The sequence below is a fragment of the Staphylococcus sp. GDX8P80P genome (assembly GCF_017893095.1).
GTDB lineage: Bacteria > Bacillota > Bacilli > Staphylococcales > Staphylococcaceae > Staphylococcus > Staphylococcus borealis.
Genome location: NZ_JAESMI010000046.1, coordinates 16,541 through 37,939 on the forward strand (window position 1 = coordinate 16,541; position 21,399 = coordinate 37,939).

At 34.2% G+C, this 21,399-nt stretch carries 21 protein-coding genes; 8 read left to right on the forward strand and 13 right to left on the reverse strand.

Annotated features, from left to right (window positions below):
- Positions 1 to 25: 25 nt before the first annotated feature.
- The 9 genes from KA858_RS05455 to fakB1 form a co-directional block, all read right to left on the reverse strand.
- Entirely contained in the window at positions 26 to 253 is a 228-nt protein-coding gene (locus KA858_RS05455; RefSeq protein ID WP_053029921.1) for a CsbA family protein, read from the reverse strand.
- A 5-nt stretch (positions 254 to 258) separates the two neighbouring features.
- Positions 259 to 900, reverse strand: a complete 642-nt coding sequence (locus KA858_RS05460) for a YfbR-like 5'-deoxynucleotidase (protein ID WP_053029922.1) — start codon at positions 898 to 900, stop codon at positions 259 to 261.
- A 292-nt stretch (positions 901 to 1,192) separates the two neighbouring features.
- Positions 1,193 to 2,056 carry a COG3942 and LysM peptidoglycan-binding domain-containing protein gene (locus KA858_RS05465; protein ID WP_210135196.1) on the reverse strand — a complete coding sequence of 288 codons (864 nt, stop codon included), beginning with the start codon at positions 2,054 to 2,056 and terminating at the stop codon, positions 1,193 to 1,195.
- Positions 2,057 to 2,555: 499 nt separating this feature from the next.
- A protein-coding gene (gene prfB / locus KA858_RS05470; RefSeq protein ID WP_176747945.1) for a peptide chain release factor 2 occupies positions 2,556 to 3,672 on the reverse strand; the annotation gives its coding sequence in 2 pieces (ribosomal slippage) (positions 2,556 to 3,599 and positions 3,601 to 3,672; 1,116 coding nt in all).
- Positions 3,673 to 3,777: 105 nt separating this feature from the next.
- Complete coding sequence (secA, locus tag KA858_RS05475) at positions 3,778 to 6,315, reverse strand: preprotein translocase subunit SecA (protein ID WP_053029924.1); 2,538 nt, start codon at positions 6,313 to 6,315, stop codon at positions 3,778 to 3,780.
- A gap of 425 nt (positions 6,316 to 6,740) precedes the next feature.
- Positions 6,741 to 7,319: a ribosome hibernation-promoting factor, HPF/YfiA family gene (gene hpf / locus KA858_RS05480; RefSeq protein WP_210135191.1), complete on the reverse strand. Its 579-nt coding sequence runs from the start codon at positions 7,317 to 7,319 to the stop codon at positions 6,741 to 6,743.
- Between the two features lie 61 nt (positions 7,320 to 7,380).
- Positions 7,381 to 8,055 carry a ComF family protein gene (locus KA858_RS05485; protein ID WP_107629978.1) on the reverse strand — a complete coding sequence of 225 codons (675 nt, stop codon included), beginning with the start codon at positions 8,053 to 8,055 and terminating at the stop codon, positions 7,381 to 7,383.
- Positions 8,048 to 9,298 (reverse strand): DEAD/DEAH box helicase family protein, encoded by a 1,251-nt coding sequence (locus tag KA858_RS05490; protein WP_245342037.1) that lies wholly within the window; start codon positions 9,296 to 9,298, stop codon positions 8,048 to 8,050. The genes KA858_RS05485 and KA858_RS05490 overlap by 8 nt, the downstream gene beginning before the upstream one ends.
- Before the next feature lie 289 nt (positions 9,299 to 9,587).
- Positions 9,588 to 10,460, reverse strand: a complete 873-nt coding sequence (gene fakB1, locus KA858_RS05495; protein WP_107629658.1) for a fatty acid kinase binding subunit FakB1 — start codon at positions 10,458 to 10,460, stop codon at positions 9,588 to 9,590.
- Positions 10,461 to 10,603: 143 nt separating this feature from the next.
- Between fakB1 and KA858_RS05500 the strand changes: the two genes are divergently transcribed.
- Positions 10,604 to 11,245, forward strand: coding sequence for a YigZ family protein (locus KA858_RS05500; protein ID WP_210135192.1), 642 nt, complete (start codon positions 10,604 to 10,606; stop codon positions 11,243 to 11,245).
- 58 nt (positions 11,246 to 11,303) lie between these two features.
- Here the strand turns inward: KA858_RS05500 and KA858_RS05505 are convergent, their stop codons facing one another.
- The gene (locus KA858_RS05505) at positions 11,304 to 12,389 is read right to left on the reverse strand and encodes a glycosyltransferase family 4 protein (protein ID WP_070854850.1); all 1,086 of its coding nucleotides are present in this window, start codon (positions 12,387 to 12,389) and stop codon (positions 11,304 to 11,306) included.
- A 366-nt stretch (positions 12,390 to 12,755) separates the two neighbouring features.
- Here KA858_RS05505 and gdpS point away from each other — a divergent pair, with 366 nt between their 5' ends.
- The 4 genes from gdpS to pepT all read left to right on the forward strand — a co-directional run bounded on the left by gdpS (position 12,756) and on the right by pepT (position 16,574).
- Positions 12,756 to 13,826, forward strand: coding sequence for a GGDEF domain-containing protein GdpS (gdpS, locus tag KA858_RS05510; RefSeq protein ID WP_053029931.1), 1,071 nt, complete (start codon positions 12,756 to 12,758; stop codon positions 13,824 to 13,826).
- 231 nt (positions 13,827 to 14,057) lie between these two features.
- Positions 14,058 to 14,819 (forward strand): threonine/serine exporter family protein, encoded by a 762-nt coding sequence (locus tag KA858_RS05515; protein WP_053029932.1) that lies wholly within the window; start codon positions 14,058 to 14,060, stop codon positions 14,817 to 14,819.
- Positions 14,820 to 14,835: 16 nt separating this feature from the next.
- The gene (locus tag KA858_RS05520) at positions 14,836 to 15,330 is read left to right on the forward strand and encodes a threonine/serine exporter family protein (RefSeq protein WP_053029933.1); all 495 of its coding nucleotides are present in this window, start codon (positions 14,836 to 14,838) and stop codon (positions 15,328 to 15,330) included.
- Between the two features lie 14 nt (positions 15,331 to 15,344).
- Positions 15,345 to 16,574 carry a peptidase T gene (gene pepT / locus KA858_RS05525; protein WP_210135193.1) on the forward strand — a complete coding sequence of 410 codons (1,230 nt, stop codon included), beginning with the start codon at positions 15,345 to 15,347 and terminating at the stop codon, positions 16,572 to 16,574.
- A gap of 70 nt (positions 16,575 to 16,644) precedes the next feature.
- Here pepT and KA858_RS05530 read toward each other — a convergent pair whose 3' ends face one another.
- The 3 genes from KA858_RS05530 to KA858_RS05540 all read right to left on the reverse strand — a co-directional run bounded on the left by KA858_RS05530 (position 16,645) and on the right by KA858_RS05540 (position 19,405).
- Positions 16,645 to 17,766: a glycerate kinase gene (locus KA858_RS05530; protein WP_210135194.1), complete on the reverse strand. Its 1,122-nt coding sequence runs from the start codon at positions 17,764 to 17,766 to the stop codon at positions 16,645 to 16,647.
- Between the two features lie 310 nt (positions 17,767 to 18,076).
- A complete protein-coding gene (gene ytxJ, locus KA858_RS05535; RefSeq protein ID WP_053029936.1) occupies positions 18,077 to 18,397 on the reverse strand; it encodes a bacillithiol system redox-active protein YtxJ in 321 nt (106 codons plus the stop codon).
- Positions 18,398 to 18,529: 132 nt separating this feature from the next.
- Positions 18,530 to 19,405 (reverse strand): EMYY motif lipoprotein, encoded by an 876-nt coding sequence (locus tag KA858_RS05540; protein ID WP_107629654.1) that lies wholly within the window; start codon positions 19,403 to 19,405, stop codon positions 18,530 to 18,532.
- A 109-nt stretch (positions 19,406 to 19,514) separates the two neighbouring features.
- Between KA858_RS05540 and KA858_RS05545 the strand changes: the two genes are divergently transcribed.
- The 3 genes from KA858_RS05545 (at position 19,515) to KA858_RS05555 (ending at position 21,380) form a co-directional block, all read left to right on the forward strand.
- Positions 19,515 to 20,030 (forward strand): GrpB family protein, encoded by a 516-nt coding sequence (locus tag KA858_RS05545; RefSeq protein WP_210135195.1) that lies wholly within the window; start codon positions 19,515 to 19,517, stop codon positions 20,028 to 20,030.
- Between the two features lie 79 nt (positions 20,031 to 20,109).
- Positions 20,110 to 21,033, forward strand: a complete 924-nt coding sequence (gene murB, locus KA858_RS05550; RefSeq protein ID WP_075108235.1) for a UDP-N-acetylmuramate dehydrogenase — start codon at positions 20,110 to 20,112, stop codon at positions 21,031 to 21,033.
- Between the two features lie 32 nt (positions 21,034 to 21,065).
- On the forward strand, positions 21,066 to 21,380 hold the full coding sequence (locus tag KA858_RS05555) for a CHY zinc finger protein (protein ID WP_210135198.1): 315 nt from the start codon (positions 21,066 to 21,068) through the stop codon (positions 21,378 to 21,380).
- The last annotated feature ends 19 nt before the right edge of the window (positions 21,381 to 21,399 follow it).

Consider the following 21,399-nt stretch of genomic DNA (forward strand, 5'->3'; position numbering starts at 1 on the left):
ATTCAAAAGTTCTGTTTCATAATGTTTATTCTTGATGTTTATGAAATTCAAGATTATCTATGATGACATATCCAGCTAATAAAGAAACGACATCGATAAAAATTATCCACTCATTATGAAAGAAACCTTTATAAATAGAAGCTGCTATCAAAATAAGTGTAACAATAACACCAACCCACTTGCTTCGTGTTATGACACTAAACAACACAACTAGTACACATGGAAAAAATGCAGCTAGCGCGTACCAAATCATTCAACTCACCCATTTCTTCTATTTAAAATCGCCATTGTAGTTTCTCGCAATTCTGCACGAGGAATGAAATTCTCTGTCAACATTTCTGGTATTACATTTTCAATAAAGTCTTGAACAGAACTTAAATGATCAAATTGCATAATTGTTTCTAAACTATTTTCATAAATTTCAAAGAATAAGTCTTCAGGATTACGTTTTTGAATTTCGCCGAACGTTTCATATAGTAAATCAATCTTGTCGGCCACAGATAAAATTTGACCTTCTAGTGAATCATCTTTACCCTCTTGAAGTCGTTTTCGATAAATATCTTTGTAAGGTTCAGGTATTTCTTCATTAATAAACGTGTCCACCATATCTTGTTCAACTTGTGAAAATAACATTTTCAATTCTGTTTTAGCATACTTAACTGGTGTTTTGATATCTCCAGTAAACACTTCCGCAAAATCATGATTCAAGGCTTTTTCATATAAACTTTTCCAATCAATGGTATTCCCATGATATTCTTCTACAGTTGCTAAATATTGGGCAATCTTAGTGACTTTGAAAGAGTGCGCAGCAACGTTATGTTCAAAGTATTTAAATTTACCTGGTAAACGAATTAATTTTTCTAAATCTGAAAGTCTTTTAAAGTATTGATGAACACCCATATTACCTTACCTCCATGTTTTATTAAATAAAGATTATACTTACATTTATTATATCAATCAACATTTCTATGAGAAGTGTCAATTCTTTATACATTGTAGAATGTATTGTGATAAGTATTTTAATTAAAAATTAAATTAGTTTCCTATACCTCGTTCATTCATTTAATCGTTCTATTATTTTCTAGGAAATAACACTACTTATAAAAATAAAGAGTTCAATGACTATGCTAAATCACATAGTCATTGAACTCTGACGACTGAATATATTAAAAATAGTGTCTAAACATATTTATTAGTGAATAAAGTTATAACTTGAAGTATTTGTAATTGTTCTATTAGTGACATGGTTATAGTGTCCATTCCAGTTCATTTCTGAAACATATACAGAACCATCTTGATTCACATGTTCCACGACACCTACATGACCATAATAACCTGCAGATGTTTGGAAAATTGCACCTACTTCAGGACGATTATCTACTGTTAATCCAGCATTTTTCGCTGAGTATGCCCAGTTATTTGCGTTACCCCAATAACTTCCAATTGCGCGCCCTAATTGTTGGCGACGATCAAATGCATAGTATGTACAATTTCCGTAACTATAACGGTTACCTTGGTTGGCAGTTGTAATATGTTGATAAGATACTGGTGCATTTACAGATGATTGGTATGTGTCATTCGCTGTAGGCGCAGGTGCACTTGTAGGTACAACATTGTAACTAGACACATTTGTTGTGCTAGCACTTACTGATTGAGCTACTACATCCGCTTGATTATAGCCTGTTGTTTCTGTATACGTTTGTGCATAATCAATCTCTTTATTTTCTAATTTTGCTGCTCCTTTGTCTCTTACCGCTATTAAATCACCTGGATAAATTAATGCCGTTACACCTGGATTAAGGCTATAGAGTTGTTCTAACGATAAATGATGTGATAAAGCAATTTGATATAACGTATCTCCAGCTTTAACTTTAACGATATCTTTATCCGTTAACCCTAAGTTTGTTTCTTGTGCCACTTGGCCATTATAAGCATTTGCTTGGTGTGATGTTGTATGTGTTGAAGTTGTATGTGTCGTTTCTTGCGCATTAGCTAAACCACTTAAGCCTGCTAAAGCCGCAATTGAAGTAAATGTTACTGTAAGCGTCTTATTTATCATGCTGTCATTCCTTTGTAGTTTTATATTATTCTTAATTTATACTCTAGCACACCGCATTTAGTGTGTGTTCAATGTTATCGGCTTGTAATATAAAGGTTAAAAAGGACTTCAAGAACATGTGAAAAGACGTACTCTAGTAATAATTAATATTACATTTTACATTTATTTAGCTACTATTTATGTTTTATAAATAATTAGAGAGTCCGGTACAAAAATAATATAATGAAGCTATTTTGCAAATTCGCAGTAGCTGACTGAACTGAGAATGCGCTTAAATCAAGCTTTTCTCAGTTCTAGTCAGCCTTGAGGGCGGGGCCCCAACACAAAAAATCACGAAAGTGATTTTACAAGCAAAGCAAGTTGGGGGTCGGGGCCCCAACAAAGAGAATTTCATCAAGAAATTCTACAAGTTAAGCAAGCTAAGAGCGGAACAACGATATAAATTTTGGAAAAATTTTATTTTTGTCCCGCTCCCTAATCTATCATTCAATTTTTATTAATTATCGCTATGATTCATTGCTTGTCTTAAGTATGCTTCAATAAATGGTTGAATTTCTCCATCCATAACAGCATCAACTTTACCAGTTTCTTCATTAGTTCGATGGTCTTTCACCATAGAATACGGATGGAATACATACGAACGAATTTGACTTCCCCATCCAATCTCTTTTTGTTCACCACGTATTTCAGCCATTTCACGTTCTTGTTCTTCCAATTTCAATTGGTATAATTTAGCTTTCAACATTTTCATAGCTGCTTCACGGTTTTTTATTTGTGAACGTTCGTTTTGGTTATTGACTACAATGCCTGTGGGATGATGGGTAATTCGGATGGCAGATTCAGTTTTATTGATATGCTGACCCCCAGCACCAGACGCTCTAAATGTATCTACAGTAATATCATCAGGATTGATTTCAATTTCGATTTCGTCATTATTGAATTCTGGAATGACATCACATGATGCAAAAGATGTATGACGGCGTCCTGATGAATCAAAAGGTGAAATTCTAACTAATCTATGAACACCTTTTTCAGCTTTCAAGTAACCGTATGCATTGTGACCTTTAATTAATAGCGTTACGCTTTTCACACCAGCTTCATCACCCGGTAAATAATCTACGGTTTCAACTTTGAACCCTTGTTGTTCACCGTAACGCTGATACATACGCAGTAACATACTAGCCCAGTCTTGAGATTCAGTACCCCCAGCACCTGGGTGTAATTCTAAAATTGCATTATTAGCATCATGTGGCCCATCTAATAATAATTGTAGTTCAAATTGATCAACTTTCTCTTTGAAGTCGTGTACATTCTGTTCTAAATCATCTTTTACATCGTCATCTAACTCTTCTTGCAACAATTCCCAAGTTGCAGTCATATCTTCAACTTCTTCATCTAATTCATGGTAACCATTTACAACTGATTTTAATGCATTATTTTTATCAATAATGTCTTGTGCTTTATTTTGATCATCCCAAAAATCAGGTTCAGTCATCATTTCTTCATATTCTTGTATATTTGTCTCTTTATTTTCTAAGTCAAAGAGACCCCCTAATTTGCGTTAAGTTCTGACGATATTCATCTATATTTCGCTTAATTTCAGATAATTCCATTTTCATCTCTCCTATTCTTTGTCCTTTGCACTTTTTAAATGGATATGTAAAAAGTAGGAGCGTAGATTCAGTTCCACAACTCCCACTTATTATTAAAAATTAAAGTTATTCTTCTTTACCGTGGCAATTTTTATATTTCTTACCACTACCACATGGACATGGGTCGTTACGGCCAACTTTATCACCTTTAACAATTGGCTGTTTCTTAGCTTTTTCTTTGCCATCCTCAGCAGAGACATGTTGTGCTTTTCCAAAGTCAGTTGTTTTTTCTCGTTCTATATCTTCATCAACTTGAATTACTGATTTAAGAATGAATTTAGATGTATCTTCTTCAATATTTTGCATCATCATGTCAAATAGTTCATGACCTTCATTTTGGTAATCACGAAGTGGATTTTGTTGTGCATATGAACGTAAATGGATACCTTGACGTAATTGGTCCATTGTATCAATATGATCCGTCCAATGCGTATCGATTGAACGTAATAATATCATACGCTCAAATTCTGCCATCTGACCACCGATTTTGGCTTTTTGACTTTCATAAACATTTTCGATTTTAGCCCAAACCACTTCGAAGATATCTTCAGGATCTTTGCCATTAATTTCTTCTTCTTTAAGATCGCCTTCTTGTAAAAAGACATCATTAACATAGTTAATAAATGGTGCATAGTCCGGATTGTCATCTTCTTCACTAATATGATAGTTCACACCACGCTGTAATGTTGAACGTAACATAGCATTTACTAATTGTGAGCTATCTTCAGAATCGATAATATTGTTTCTTTCGTTATAAATAATTTCACGTTGTTTACGTAACACTTCGTCATATTCAAGTATACGTTTACGTGCGTCAAAGTTATTGCCTTCAACACGTTTTTGAGCTGATTCAACAGCACGTGATACCATTTTAGATTCAATAGGTGTTGAGTCATCCATACCTAATCGGTTCATCATTTTTTGAAGTCTTTCAGAACCAAAACGAACCATCAATTCATCTTGTAGTGACAGATAGAAACGACTATCCCCTCTATCACCTTGACGACCAGAACGACCACGTAATTGGTCATCAATACGTCTAGATTCATGACGTTCAGTACCAATAACAGCTAAACCACCAATTTCTTCTACACCTTCACCTAATTTAATATCGGTACCACGACCAGCCATGTTTGTCGCTATTGTTACAGCACCTTTTTGTCCTGCATTGGCAACAATTTCAGCTTCACGTTCATGGTTTTTGGCGTTTAATACATCATGTCTAATGCCACGTTTTTTTAATAAATTAGAGATATATTCACTTGTTTCAACTGCAACAGTACCTAAAAGAACGGGTTGACCCTGTTTATGTTTTTCAACAACATCTTCAACAACTGCATCAAATTTACCTTTTTGGCTAATGTAAATTAAATCTGATTTATCGTCACGTTGAACAGGTTTATTCGTAGGGATTTGAGTAACCGTCATATTGTAAATATTACGGAATTCTTCTTCCTCTGTTTTCGCAGTACCAGTCATACCCGCTAACTTATTGTACATACGGAAATAGTTTTGGAAAGTAATGGATGCCATTGTTTTAGATTCATTTTGAATTTTAACGCCTTCTTTGGCCTCAATAGCTTGGTGAAGACCTTCTGAGAATCGACGACCAGGCATCGTACGTCCTGTAAATTGGTCAACAATAAGTACTTCTCCATCGACAACCATGTAATCTACGTCACGTTGTAGTGTTACGTGTGCCTTTAAAGCTGTATTAATGTGACTAATAACTTCCACATTTTGCACGTCATATAAATTTTCTATTTTGAACATGCGCTCTGCTTTGTCTGCACCTTGTTCAGTTAAATGAACTGCTTTTGTTTTTTCATCGTATTTATAATCATCTTCTGCTTTAAGCATTTTAGCGAACACATTAGCTTGCGTGTAAAGTGATGTTGATTTTTCCGCTTCACCAGAAATAATTAAAGGTGTTCTAGCTTCATCGATTAAGATCGAGTCAACCTCATCAATAATCGCAAAATGTAAAGGTCTCATTACGCGCTCTTCGGCATAATTCACCATATTATCTCTTAGATAGTCAAATCCTAGCTCGTTATTCGTACTATACGTAATATCTTGTGCGTAGGCCTCACGCTTTTCAACGGTTGACTTACTATTTAAGTTCAATCCAACTGTTAAACCTAAAAATTCATATAGCTCTGCCATTTCCTCACTTTGAACACTAGATAAGTATTCATTAACTGTGATAACGTGTACACCTCGACCTGCGAGTGCGTTTAAATAGGTAGGCATCGTAGCCGTTAATGTTTTACCTTCACCTGTTCTCATTTCGGCAATATCGCCTTTATGAATTGCGATACCACCCATTACTTGTACTTTATAAGGCGTCATATTGAAGACACGTTTTGCCCCTTCTCTTACTAAGGCATAGGCTTGTGGTAAAATTTTATCTAAATAGTCATTTTGTTTTTTTACATCTTCAATTTCTTGTAGTTCTTGTTGAAATTGTTTTGTTTTATTTTTAATTTCTTCATCAGTTAAGATAGCCATATCTTCCTCTAGTGAAAGTACTTCATCGGCTATTTTACTTAGACGTTTAGTTTCTTTTTTATTGCCGTCAACAATTTTTGATAAAAATCCCATTACGTCCGCTCCTTTAGCTTAAAAACTGTTTGGCTTACAACAATTTATCATATCATTTATACTTTTAAATTTATACTTAAATACTCATATAAGCACAATGCTTAATTGCGTACAACTTAAATAGCTTACTTTCTATTCCCTCTATTTTGAATCGCTAAGCCTAATTTTTCAAATATCCAATTACTTCATTACATTAGCACAGCATGATAATAGCGTCCACGAATTACTATAATATAAGTTACAAAAAGAGTGGAACAGAATCCTTATCGAATTCACTGTCCCACCCTTATCACAATGGCTAAAGCTAAATAGCTCATTTTATGGTCACATTCTTAACCAACCAATGACTACAAACTTACATTGTAAATTTTATAATGTTATTGAATTTATAGTAACTTAAAATTGATCAACTGAGTAAAAATTAATTATTCAGTTGTTTCAATTAATCCATATTTACCATCTTTACGTTTATAAACAATGCTTGTACCATCTGTATCACGATCAGTGAAGATGTAGAAATCATGACCTAATAATTCCATTTGTAATACAGCTTCTTCAGAATCCATTGGTTTTAAGCTAAATTGTTTAGAACGGATGATTTCAATATCGCTATCATTTGTAGCTTCTGCATTAGCCTCACCATTCGTTTCTGTTGGTGCCTCTTGAACTTCTGCTACAAACGTTTCTGGTTCTCCATGCGTTTTATGCTTACGATTAACACGTGTTTTATATTTACGAACTTGACGCTCTAATTTGCTAGTCACTAAATCAATGCCTGCATATAAATCATCGTGTCTTTCTTCAGCTCTTAATGTAACATTCTTCAATGGAATTGTTACTTCAATTTTAGTTGTTGAATTTTGATACGTTTTCACTTTAACATGTGCGACTGCATTTGGCACATCATTAAAATAACGTTCAAGTTTACCAATTTTGTCCTCAATATAGTTGCGGATGGCATCTGTAATAGTGAGGTTATCTCCATGAATTTCAAATCTAATCATAGCTATCTCTCCTTTAACCTCTTATGTTGGTAATTCTTACTATTATAATACCACGTTTAGCCTATCTTGAAAACGTAAACACTTTGAATTTTCTGACATTTTTGTCATATAATTTACACCCTGCGTGATGAATTGTTAATCCTGTTGTATAAATATCATCAACGAGTAAAATTTCTTTACCCGTTAAATCAATGTCCTCTTTTATAAAGAAAGGATTCATAGCTTTTGCTCGTTCTACCTTACCTAGTTTTGATTGTTTAGGACGCAATTCAGTCCCTAATATATCTGCATAGTTGACGCCCATCTTTTCTAGCACTGTTGCAACTGGATTAAAAGTCCTTAGTTTATCACGTGCTAATGGTGATGGTATAGGAACAATTAGATCATACGTTGTCTGTGGTAATTGAAGTTGTGACGCTAAAACCTCAGCTAAATAATAATCTCTCATAAGCTTGTATTGGTGTATGATTTCTTTCATTATGCCAGTATATTGATAATCGCAATAAAGTTGATCCATTAATGTAAAATTCTTAGCTAAAAATTGACAATCCAAACATTTGCCTTCTTTATTGTTATTGTCATTTAAACACTTAGGACAACGTTGCTCATCTTTAATTAATCGTACGCTCTCCCACATTTGTAGACATGGCTGACATAAGCGTTGAGGTACACGATAGAAGTTGAATACACTTAGTGGTTCATCTAGATGTACACCACACTGTATACACTTAGGCATTGACCCACCCACGTTGGATACCTAGTCGATTCATTTTTTTAATTTCTCTTTTTGCTTGTATCATAGCGATGCTCACACCTTCATGCATAAACACTACGTTTCCAGTGGGTGCTTCCTGTTTACGCCCCACACGTCCAGCAATTTGTATGAGGGCAGCCTTTTCAAAAGTGTGTGCATTGATAACAATGACATCTAATGTCGCCATAGTGAATCCTCTTTCTAAAATTGTTGTTGTAAAAACAATGGTATGTTCACCGTTTCGAAGTGCCTGAACTTTATGAAATCGTAACGCATCTTTACTTGAAACACATATTAAATCCGGAAAATAATAGCGATAGCGTTTATACGTTTCTGTCATTAATTCAATATTATTAAAGAATACTAATGTATAGCGGTTTGCATTGATTTGATTGATTAACATGTTCTTTAATTTAAACTGTATATGTTTAACGTTCAATTTGAAATATGAGAACCTAGGCACGGGTAGTGGGTGTTTATGAAAACGTGCTGGTAAAGTGATGATTTGCGCAGTTGATAAATGCTTGATTAAGGATTTGGGAGGGGTTGCCGTCATAAAAATGTGGCTATGCTTTTGTTTGGATGACAGTTGGATTGCATTCATTAAACGCGGATCCATAGATAAGGGAAATGCGTCAACTTCATCGATAAAGATAACATCGAAATGGGATTTGAATCTAAACAATTGATGAACTGTTGCAATAATGAAATGACCATTATAGTGCTGTTGACTACTTTGATGTAAGACGTCAATTTTTTCCGAAATAAACGCCGCTTTAATGCGTAAACTAATTTCCACTACAACATCTACTCTTGGAGATACTATAGCAATGTTATAACCACGTTGACGCGCCACACGAATGCCTTCAAACATCATTTCAGTCTTCCCAGCGCCAGTAACAGCATACAATAATAGTGGTTGGTGCTGATTAATTGCTTGCACAATCGCATTTGACGCATATTGTTGTTGTTCTGATAGTTGAAAGGGTAACGCATAATATCCATCAGAAATCGTATGCTCGCTTTGCGTAATTCTAAATTCTGTAATATTGTCCATACGGCCTAACTGTATGCAATATCTACAGTATATAATACGCTTGTCTGAAAAAGATGTTTCATATTCGCACATATCATGGATATTAGTATTACCACATTGAAGACAGCAATACCCATTGTTTGTAGCGATTATACCAGGCGTGACTTTGATGACTGTTTCATCAGTCAACGTAACGTCAGGGCCTACTAATTTTCCATATGATTTGATTGACTATCACTCCTTATTTCATATAAAAAAGCCTAAAAGCATTTAGAATTCGGATATAAGACATAACGCGTTTAATTAAAATAGAACCCCACATGCTTTGTTTGCTGGTTTCCATTTCTGAAATACCTTTCAACAAAGGAATTCTATCTTAAGCTTCTGGCGGTATGCCGTAGTCTAGCTACCACCAATGCACATCAATGCTCATTGTCTTAATCCTTATTTACTCAACACTTTTAGACTTGAATTGTTATTAATTAATTTCGATTTTTCTTGGGAAGTATCCTAAACCTAATCCACCTGACCCTAGATGAGATGCAATAACTGGTCCAAATTCTGAATATTGCACATTAATGTTTGGATACGTTTCTTTTAAATGGTTATAAAAGTCTTTGCCTTCATCAATTTTGTCGCCATTAATTACAAAGACTGTAACTTCTTCTAAGTCTTTATCTTTAATAATGCCGAAGATATTCTCTTCCAATGCATTGAATGCGCGTTTTTTAGTACGAACTTTTTCGAATGGATGAATCTTACCATCTTCTTCAAAGCGAAGCACTGGTTTCATCTTTAATAAAGTACCTACCCAAGCTTGGGCACCTGTTATACGGCCACTTTTTTGTAAATTTTTCAAATCATCTACAAAAAAATATGCACCTGTATTCTCACGAATTTCTTTTAATTCTTCGATTATCACTTCCGGTGTGAAGCCCTTTTTCACAAGTTCAGTTGCATAAATGGTGTAACTTCCTTCAATCATAGCGGCTAACTTACTATCAAAAGTATGAACTTTGACACCTTCAACCATTTCTCCAGCTTGCGTAGCCGATTGATAACTACCACTTATACCACTTGATAAGGCAATCACAATAATGTCTGTGTAACCTTTATCTCTTAGCATTTCGTAGTTTTTAATCCATTCTCCAATAGCTGGTTGGCTTGTCGTTGGGAATGTTTTAGATGAGGCCATTTTATTATAAAAATGTTCGATTGGAACATTATCATTTTCAGTAAACGTTTCTCCATCATCAAATGCGACACTTAATGGTGCGATAGGTATCTCATACTTATCCATAAAGTCTTGTGGTAGATACCCTGTTGAATCTGCCATTACTGCGATTTTCATAGTAGTCCTCCTCAATTATACTCAAAGCTATTATAAATTATTTTTATTGAAAAAGAAATTCATAATCAGATATTTATTCATTTAAAAATTAGCGTGTATAATGAAAGTTAAACATCTGTTCTATTTATTGGAGGTGAACAACTTTGACCGATCCTATGATTACGATCAAACAGGAACATATCATTGAAAATGTCATTAATAAATCTAGATTCATTGCACATATAAAACCTGTCTCATCGGAGGATGAAGCAAAAGCTTTTATAAATGAAGTTAAACAACAACATAAAGAGGCTACGCATAACTGTTCAGCTTATACAGTTGGCGATCAAATGAACATTCAGAAAGCTAATGATGATGGAGAACCAAGTGGGACTGCTGGTGTACCAATGCTAGAAATATTAAAAAAATTAGACATCCATAATGTTTGTGTTGTCGTTACACGATACTTCGGAGGCATTAAACTTGGTGGCGGTGGCCTTATTCGTGCATATAGTGGTGCCGTAAGGGATGTAATTTATGACATTGGACGCGTAGAATTGCGCGATGCCATCCTCACTACCGTGACCATTAATTATGATTTAACTGGAAAGTTTGAATATGAATTAGCCTCTACAACGTATTTTTTAAGAGATACTACGTATACCGATAAAGTCAGTTATCAAATTGATGTCGTACAAACGGAATATGATGATTTTATTGCATTTTTGAATAAGCACACAGCTGGTAATTTTGAATTGCATGAAGCAGACGTTAAAAAGTTACCCTTTGATATACCTACAAATTAATAAAAACCTTGTTTGTGTAACACTACCTAATCATTTAAGTAGCCTCACAAACAAGGTTTTATTTTTTATGATGTTCATCAATGTCATTATTGACATGATGTGATTCATTCTTCTTTGTAATTAAATTGAGTATCGGGCGATAACTATCATCAATCAATCCCGTAAATTCAACAATCAATTCAATTGTAATCACGATTAATATGAACATTAGGAGTACACCTAGAGGTTGTGACAAGTATAAAATAATACTTGATAAACTAAATAATATCGCTATTGAATAGATTAACAATACCGTTTGTCTATGGCTGTATCCCAATGCTAAAAGTTTATGGTGCAAATGAGACTTATCCGCTTGCATGATGTGTTGGCCATTACGCATTCTTCGAATCATTGCAAACAATGTATCGATAAATGGTACCGCTAAAATTACAATTGGGAAAAATAGCGAAATGAATGTAATGTTTTTAAAGCCAAGCAACGATAGAAAACCAATAATGAACCCAATCAATAGCGCACCACTATCACCTAAGAAGATCTTAGCAGGGTGAAAGTTAAAGCATAAAAATCCTAATAATGAACCTATTAACACACTACAAATCATGATAATGAATACATTCGCTTGTAAAATTGCAATAAACGCAATCGTAATAAGACCAATTGCGGAAACGCCTGAAGCTAATCCGTCTAATCCATCAATTAAATTAATGGCATTCGTAATCGCCACAATCCAAATAATTGTAATGGGGATACTCAATATTCCAAAATGAATCGTTGGCCCCATCGGAAAAGATATGAAATCAATCGTAATACCATAAAACGCAACGATTGAAGCGGCGACAATTTGTCCAATTAACTTTAAAATAGGCTTTAAATCATAAATGTCATCAATTAATCCTACTAAATACATTACAATAGCCCCTAAAACTAAGGGCTTAACTTCTCTTTCAATAGGATGTCCAAGCCAAATTCCTATTAAGAAAGAAAGTAGTATAACAGTACCACCCAATACTGAGACTGGCTTTGTATGTACTTTTCTGAAGTTTGGCCTATCTACTAAATCGAATTTAATAGAGACCTTTATAATAATAGGTGTTAATATTAAACTGATTACCAATGTCACAGCAATAAGTAGTAAAGTATACATCAGTTCACCTTCAATAAATCTCTTTTTAATTTGTCATATTTGCTAATTATCTATTCATTCTATTTAAACAACTTTTAATTCATTTTTGTATTGGACTATAGTTGTAAATTACTGACACATCATCATAATGTTCAGTAAACTCCAACTATTTTACCCTATTTCTCTATGTTTATCCTTAATTTTCAATTGAATGTAAATTTTTTGTAAAGATATTATAACTTATATCATATCATTTCATTATTCATTTGAATACGAAAGTATATATATTCTATCTAATTTGTTTGTTATATCTGATACAACTTAATGACAAATGGTAAGTTTTCACTTACAATAACTAATGGTTAAATTAAAGGAGTCGATTCCAATATGATTGAATCTATCATTTACAATATTGCAGTTATGGTAGCGGGAATATATTTATTCCATCGGCTACAATATTCCGAAAATAAAATCATGGTCTTTTCTAAAGGCTATGTCACGGTGTTGATGACTATTGTTGCCCTACTACTTGCAGCATACCCCATTCCATTCCATCAAGAATATTTAGTTCATTTAACGTTTGTCCCATTATTATTTCTAGGTCGTTTTACGAATATGGGTTATACCTTAGTTTCAGCAGTCATTGTTGCCCTAGTTGAAGTATTTGCATTTGGAAACTCACTTCTTTATGGTGTAGTACTTATCGTAATAGGTATCATCGTCAGTATGGTTGGCCCATTCTTGAAACAAAATGATATTGTGGCTTTAGTTGTTTTAAATTTGATTAGTGTAATTATTTTACTTATTTTATCCATCTTCAGCCCGTTATATGACCTTACTGAAATCGCATTTTTAGTTCCTATTTCATTCGTTTTAACCATTGCTTCAGCAATTACATTTGTTGATATGTGGCACTTCTTTTCATTAGTTACACGCTACGAAAATGAAGATAAGTATGACTATCTTACTGGTTTAGGAAATGTGAAAGAATTTGATAGACATTTAAATCATGTATCACAAATCGCCGAAGAGAAAAAAGAAAGTCTTGCCTTATTATTAATTGATATCGATGGTTTTAAAGATGTTAATGATACGTACTCACATCAATCTGGAGATGCTGTGCTCAAACAAATGTCACAGCTATTAAAGAATTATGTTCCTAAACAATTCCAGATTTTCCGTAATGGTGGTGAAGAATTTTCAGTTGTCATCCGTGATTATTCATTGGATCAAAGCGTTAAATTAGCTGAAAATATACGAACTGGTGTTGAAAAGTCTTCATTCCACTTACCTAACAAGGAAGTTATTAAATTATCTGTCTCTATTGGTGTAGGTTACTTAACGCAAGATGATCATAAATCGCAACGCAAAGTCTTTAAAGATGCCGATGATATGGTCCACGTTGCTAAAAATGAAGGTCGTAATCAAGTAATGTTTAATCCAATCATTAAATTATAAAACTAAAAGTAGTCAACATATTAGATAATCAAAGTAGGATTCATATAGGTTATCTCATTATGTTGACTTTTTTATGATATCTATCTTAATGTTGCGCTATTTTTTATGTTAATAGGGATTAGATGTGGTAGGAATACGAAGCGTACTATTGCAAGTTGCGTGTGCAAGTTGTACACTTCAAATTGTCTATGAAATTAAATTTAATTATCCAAAGTACTGGAGGTGCCGTTTATGTCAGATTCAATCACTATTATCGATGAAAATAAGGTGATTGATGTAGTTTTAATAGCTGGGAGAATCCTTCTTGAAGCTGGTGCAGAAACGTATCGTGTAGAAGATACAATGAACCGTATTGCACATAGTTACGGTTTAAATGATACATATAGTTTTGTAACGTCAACAGCCATTATTTTTTCACTTAATGACCGCACGAATACAAGACTAATTAGAATTCGCGAACGTACAACGGATTTAGAGAAAATTGCACTAACAAACAGTTTATCCAGAAAAATTTCTAGAAATGAATTAACCATTGATGAAGCAAAATCTGAATTGATTCATTTACGTCGTGCATCGTTACAATACTCATTTCTATTAAACTTTTTTGCAGCTGCAATTGCCTGTGGATTCTTCTTATTCATGTTTGGTGGTGTAGCTTCAGATTGCTGGATTGCTGTTATAGCTGGTGGGGCCGCTTTTTTAACGTTTAGCTTAGTACAACGATTTATTCAAATTAAATTCTTTTCAGAATTCGTTGCCTCAGCAGTCGTTATCACAATTGCAGCCACCTTTACTAAGCTCGGTATTGCAACGAATCAGAATATCATTACCATTTCTAGTGTAATGCCACTTGTACCCGGAATATTAATCTGTAATGCGATTCGAGATTTAATGGCTGGTGAATTGTTAGCCGGAATGTCTAGAGGCGTTGAAGCTGCATTAACTTCATTTGCCATCGGTGCTGGTGTAGCCATCGTTTTATTAATTATTTAAGAAAGGCTGTGTATAAATGTTATTTTATTTATTCCATTTCACAATTAGTTTCATTTCTACAGTGCTCTTCTCAATTATCTTCAATGCACCGAAGCGACTACTCGCAGCATGTGGATTTGTAGGTGCTGTTGCATGGACCATATATCAATTCACTGTAGATATGGATTTAGGAAAAGTTGGCGCCGCATTTCTTGGAAGTTTAATACTCGGACTATTAAGTCATGTTATGAGTCGTCGTTACAAACGCCCTGTGATTATTTTTATAGTGCCAGGTATCATTCCGCTTGTACCTGGTGGTACCGCATATGAAGCAACACGTTATTTAGTGTCAAATGATTATACACAAGCAGTGAACACTTTTTTAGAGGTAACACTTATTTCTGGTTCTATCGCGTTCGGAATTTTAGTAGCTGAAATCCTTTACTATATTTACACACGCATCAAGCAGTATTATGATAAAATTAAAGGTAAAACATATAGAAAATCATACAATATGAATAATAGAATCTAAGGGGATGTCTTGCTATGAAAGCACAGATTATAGACAGATTATCACGTTACGTCAAAATCGATACACAATCTAACCCAGAATCGTCAACCACACCTTCAACTGACAAACAATGGGATTTATTACATTTATTACAACAAGAACTTGAAGCCTTTGGTCTAGAAACAGACCTTGATGACAATGGCTATTTATTTGCGACGCTAGAAAGTAATATTTCTTCCGACGTTCCTACTGTTGGATTCCTAGCACATGTTGATACGTCACCTGACTTTAATGCTAGCAATGTGAATCCTCAGATTGTAGAAGCCTACGACGGTAGTGCAATCAAACTTGGCGATACGGGTCGTGTATTGAGCCAAGAAACTTTTCCAGAATTAAAAAAACTTAAGGGCCATACACTCATGATTACTGACGGCACATCATTGTTAGGCGCAGATGATAAAGCTGGCGTTGTGGAAATTATGGAAGCAATTAACTATTTAATTGAGCATCCTGAAATTCAACATGGCCGTATTCGCATAGCATTTACACCTGATGAAGAAATTGGGCGTGGTCCACATCACTTTGATGTTGAACGCTTTGATGCAGACTTCGCTTATACAATGGATGGCAGTGAATTCGGTGAGTTACAATTTGAAAGTTTTAACGCTGCAGAGGCAAAAATTACGACACATGGCGTCAATGTACATCCAGGGTCAGCTAAAAACATCATGGTCAATGCAATATCATTAGGCCACCAATTTCATAGTCTTTTACCTGCAAGTGAGGTTCCAGAACGTACAGAAGGTTATGAAGGTTTCTATCATTTAATGAAATTTGAAGGTAATGTTGAAAAAGCGACATTGCAATATATTATCCGTGATCATGATAGAGACGCCTTTGAATTGCGTAAAAAGAAATTATTAGAAATTCGCGACGATATTAATATTCATTACGAAGATTTCCCAGTCGAGGTGACAATCGAGGATCAATATTATAATATGGCTGAAAAGATTAAACCACACCCATATATTATTGATATACCTACAAAAGTGTTCAAAGATTTAAATATTGAACCTAATACAGCACCTATTCGCGGTGGTACTGACGGATCACAATTATCCTATAAAGGGTTACCAACACCTAACATTTTTACAGGTTGCGGTAATTTCCATGGACCTTTTGAATATGCATCAATCGATGTAATGGAAAAAGCAGTACAAGTCATTATTGGTATTGCACAAGAAGTCACACATCATCATAAATAGATATCACAAATTAGGGAACCATGATGACCGTATGGGTCAGTGTGGTTCCCTTTTGTTAGCATTTATTCATTTATCCATGGTTCAATGTCGTTTTTAATAGTCTAAGTGCTTGAACAGTGACATGTCTGATTTGTATGCCCATTTTAAAGTCTGTGTAGCTTTCTGGCATCTCAATAAATGTATTAAACATTGCTGTAACTTGATATTGATCAAAGACATTAAATTTGTCGTCCGTCGCGCATATAGCAATTGCTGGTTTATGATGTTTATGTGCTAACTCCGCAATTGTTAAAGTCGTTGTTTCAAGTAAGTTGTCTTCTTCTTTTACACCTTCACCAAAGATAATTAAATCAGCTTGTGATACGAGATCATCTAAATGCGTGATTTGATTAACTAATTCATGACTTGTTAATATCTCAGCATCATACAATCCACTTAATAACGCTGCAATACCACCGCCAGCGCCCCCTCTTTCGATTGGACCCATGGCAATTTTCATTTCATTTTTAACCAACTCACTAAAGTACCAAATTAAATTATCGATTTCAGCGGCCTTTGCTCGTGTCATTCCATAACCTTCATACGTCTTCATAATTTCACTATGTTTGCCATATAATTTACTAGAAAAGTCAGACATCACCTGAATATTTGCATCTTTAAAATTTTGAGGTATCGTAGAAAAGTCAATACGTCGAATAAATTTGATGACTTGAGCCCCTTCGCGCGCATCCAAAAGTTCTCCTTCATCATTATAGAATTTCGCACCTAAGGCTTGCATCATACCGATACCACCGTCGAAACTATCGATACCGCCTAGTGAGATAACAATGTTAGCAGCGCCGTTATTCAATGCATCTAGAATAACCTCTCCTAAGCCATAACTTGAGCGTTGTTCGATTGGCTTTTGACCTTTAACAAACAAATTACCTTCAATTATAGTTAATCCTTGTTCAGTTTGACCATAGATTGTTTCAACTTCATTCATATCTGCATCATGGACATTCACTCTATATTTTGTGCCTGATTGCCACAAGAATACCGAATCCATAAGTTCATGGCGACCATTAAATAATGGCACTTGTACAATATCAGCATCTTCAATTTGACTGGCTACCGCTTCTTCAACAAAACGATTTGCTTGATAACTCGAAATGATACCGTTAAATTCATCCATTGCTACTAATACTTTCATCTGTTAATCACCTCATGCCATTTTCTTTATTTATATATTGATTTAGATGTTATATATTCGACTTCACTTTCACATTATACATGGGTTGTCTCTACTTTTCATAATAATAGCAGTTATGATAACATAAATAAAAAACAGGGGTGACGCAGAATTCACTTTGAATTCATGTCCCCCTGTAAGGATGATGCGAACTAAGAGAAGCCTTATATGGCCATCTTCTCAGAGTCGCCGGCTACTGTCCTTTTAAAATGTAACCTTAAACAATGGTTGTTATTTGAATTTAATATTTACTTTCTTAAGTCGTTATCTATTATTCTTCAGCTTGCGCTAATGAAGATACGTTAATATCACTATGACTCGCGTTCCACTTTGCTTCTCCATCAATAAAATAGAATGCTTGTGGAGATTCATGTTTCACATGGGTCTTTTCAGCGATATAGTCAGAAAGTTTTCTTTCTTCTTGAACGACTAAGTAATAGCCATCCATATCTCTTTCATATAAAAACTTGTTAAATTGATCGTATGCATCTGCTGAGATTGGACAAGTATCACTATGTTTTAATACAAATACATATTTATTGTCTTTAAGTACTTGTTCAAACTGGTCAATCGAACTCAGCTTTATAGCCATTCTATTCACCTCTAAAATTATTTATGTCCATATTGCACTTTATAATCATTATAAACTACTCAATGGGTTCAATTATACACATTTCATTGTCCATTGTTAACCAAAAATTTTAATTTTAATAACTGTGTCTACTTATTGCTTTTTTAACTTTTTCAATTCTTCGTAAAATCCACTATTATCCTTACTTAATTCTTTACCCGTTTTCGGTAACTTTTCTACATCAATTTTAGAAAGTTTTTTCTCTATCTCGATGGTTGTTTCTCGCGTATCATAATAATTCAATAAATTATAATACATTTCAATAGCATTTTTACGCGCACTGTTAACTTTTGGATCAGTAATATTCGTTTGATTCAATTCTGTTATTTGCTTCTCAATCAATGGCTTAATATGATCATCTATTGCTTTATTAGAAGTCATATCATCACGCTCTAAATATTTTTGTGCTGCCTCTTTCAACTTCTGATTGTTATTTTCAATTTTAGATGTTAATTGATTTGCATCTTCTTGGTTCGTTGCTTTTTGAATTTGTGTTTCTACCTGTGAGCGATTGCTTTCAAATAGTTTAGTATAATCCAATATATCCTCATTCGCCTTGATTGATTTATTACATAAGTCTACAAAGGCTTTAATGTCATAGATGGATTGTTTTTCTTGTTTCACATTTTGCAAATACTTGTCTTTTAATTCTTTAACATCTTGATGTTCAGCAGGTAATTGTTTAGCCGATTTTTCATATTTCTTAAATTCAGGAATTAAGTGCTTGTTTATATCCTTCTGCAACGCTTTAAATTCTCTTTTATTCTTATCAGTGGTGTCCGTCTTGCTTAATTGGTCTAATTGTTTTAAATGAATTTTATCCATCACTGTTTTGACGTCTTTCTTCTCATCTTCAACCTTATTCAGTTGTGTTTGGAAATCATTTAAATCTGCACGCTTTTGATTACCACACGATGAGAGTAATACGCCACATATCAACATTATAGAAAGTATTGCTAATTTCTTCATAAATGCACTCCTATCACCACGTATTATACCTAAAGCTATTTATATTGAAAATAATTTGTGTTATAGTATTTCAGAATTTGACAAAACTTACCATTTAAAGGAGATACGTATGTACGCAACCGTTCAACCTTTTATTCAAGATGACGCACAAAACGAGTATGATACATTATATCAAACTACGAAAGCATCGCTATTCAATTTGCTAGATTCTCCTGTAAAATTCACACAACATATCGGAGGCACACGTCATTTTAATTATGCAACTGAACCTATTCTAGATGTTTTAGTGGGTGTAAATAACTTACATGATATCACAGCTTTAGACGAGAAACGATTGAATTATTTAGGCTTTTATCGTCTCCATCATCCCTATAAGAAGAAAGTGATGATGGCAAAGTTTAATAATATGATTGATTTAAAGCAAACCATTCGCTTACATATCATTCAAATGGATACCCTGTTATTCAAACAGTACATTGATGTTGACAATGCACTTGCAACATTGCCAGATATTGCGCATCATTTTTCAGAAAAAAAGCATTCTATCATTCAACATATTAATTATATAAGACCCTATGAAAATCAAAAACAAAAATACTTCGAAGACATCTATCAAAAGTTATAAAACGTTGTCGTCTTCGCAAATCATCTACAAAATTGCTATAATAAAAGGTAGATTATAGAAGAGAAGAAAGGATGTACTTATGTTAAAGCAAGAAGACATCTTACAAGATTTAAAGTCCTTAATACCTGAAGACATTATTAAAGTTAATGAACCACTCAAACGCTATACATACACTGAAACTGGTGGTAATGCTGATTTTTATTTATCACCGACGAAAAATGAAGACGTTCAAGCTATTGTACGCTATGCCAAAGAGAAGGCTATCCCTGTTACTTATCTTGGAAATGGATCAAATATTATTATTCGTGAAGGTGGCATTCGTGGCATTGTAATTAGCTTATTGTCATTAAATCATATCAATGTATCTGACGATGCTATTATTGCAGGAAGCGGTGCGGCAATTATTGATGTGTCACGTGCTGCTAGAGACCACGTGTTAACAGGATTAGAGTTTGCTTGTGGTATTCCTGGTTCGGTTGGAGGCGCCGTTTATATGAATGCTGGCGCATATGGTGGCGAAATCAAAGATTGCATCGATTACGCGCTTTGCGTTAATGAACAAGGTGATTTAATTCAATTGACTAATAAAGAATTAGAATTAGATTACAGAAATAGTATTGTTCAAAAACAACATTTAGTCGTACTTGAAGCTGCATTTACACTTGAACCAGGTCAACTAGACGATATTCAAGCTAAGATGGATGACTTAACTGAACGTCGTGAATCTAAACAACCGCTTGAGTACCCATCATGCGGAAGTGTATTCCAACGTCCACCTGGTCATTTCGCAGGCAAATTAATACAAGATTCAAACTTACAAGGCCACCGAATTGGTGGTGTAGAAGTTTCAAAAAAACATGCCGGTTTTATGGTTAATGTAGACAATGGAACAGCTACAGATTATGAAGATTTAATTCATCATGTTCAAAAAGTAGTAAAAGAAAAATTTGATGTTGAACTTCATCGTGAGGTTCGTATTATCGGAGAACATCCTGAAGAATAACAACATGGTACGTTGATAGGAGACGATGAATGATGCCAAAGGTCTATGGTTCGCTTGTAGATAATGAAACACGATGTACACACTATCATACATTTTTAGATATAATCGCTATTAAATTTAAATGTTGTAATACATATTACCCGTGTTATCAATGTCATGAGGAACATGCGTCACACCCCATTAAACGATGGTCAGAACAAGAATTCAATGAAAAAGCGATTATGTGTGGTGTATGTAAACATGAGATGTCTATTCAAGACTATATGATGACAGAGCTATGTCCGAAATGTAAGGCGCATTTTAATAGTCGTTGTAAATTTCACTATCATTTATATTTTGAATTATAATCAAAACCACCCGTGTGAA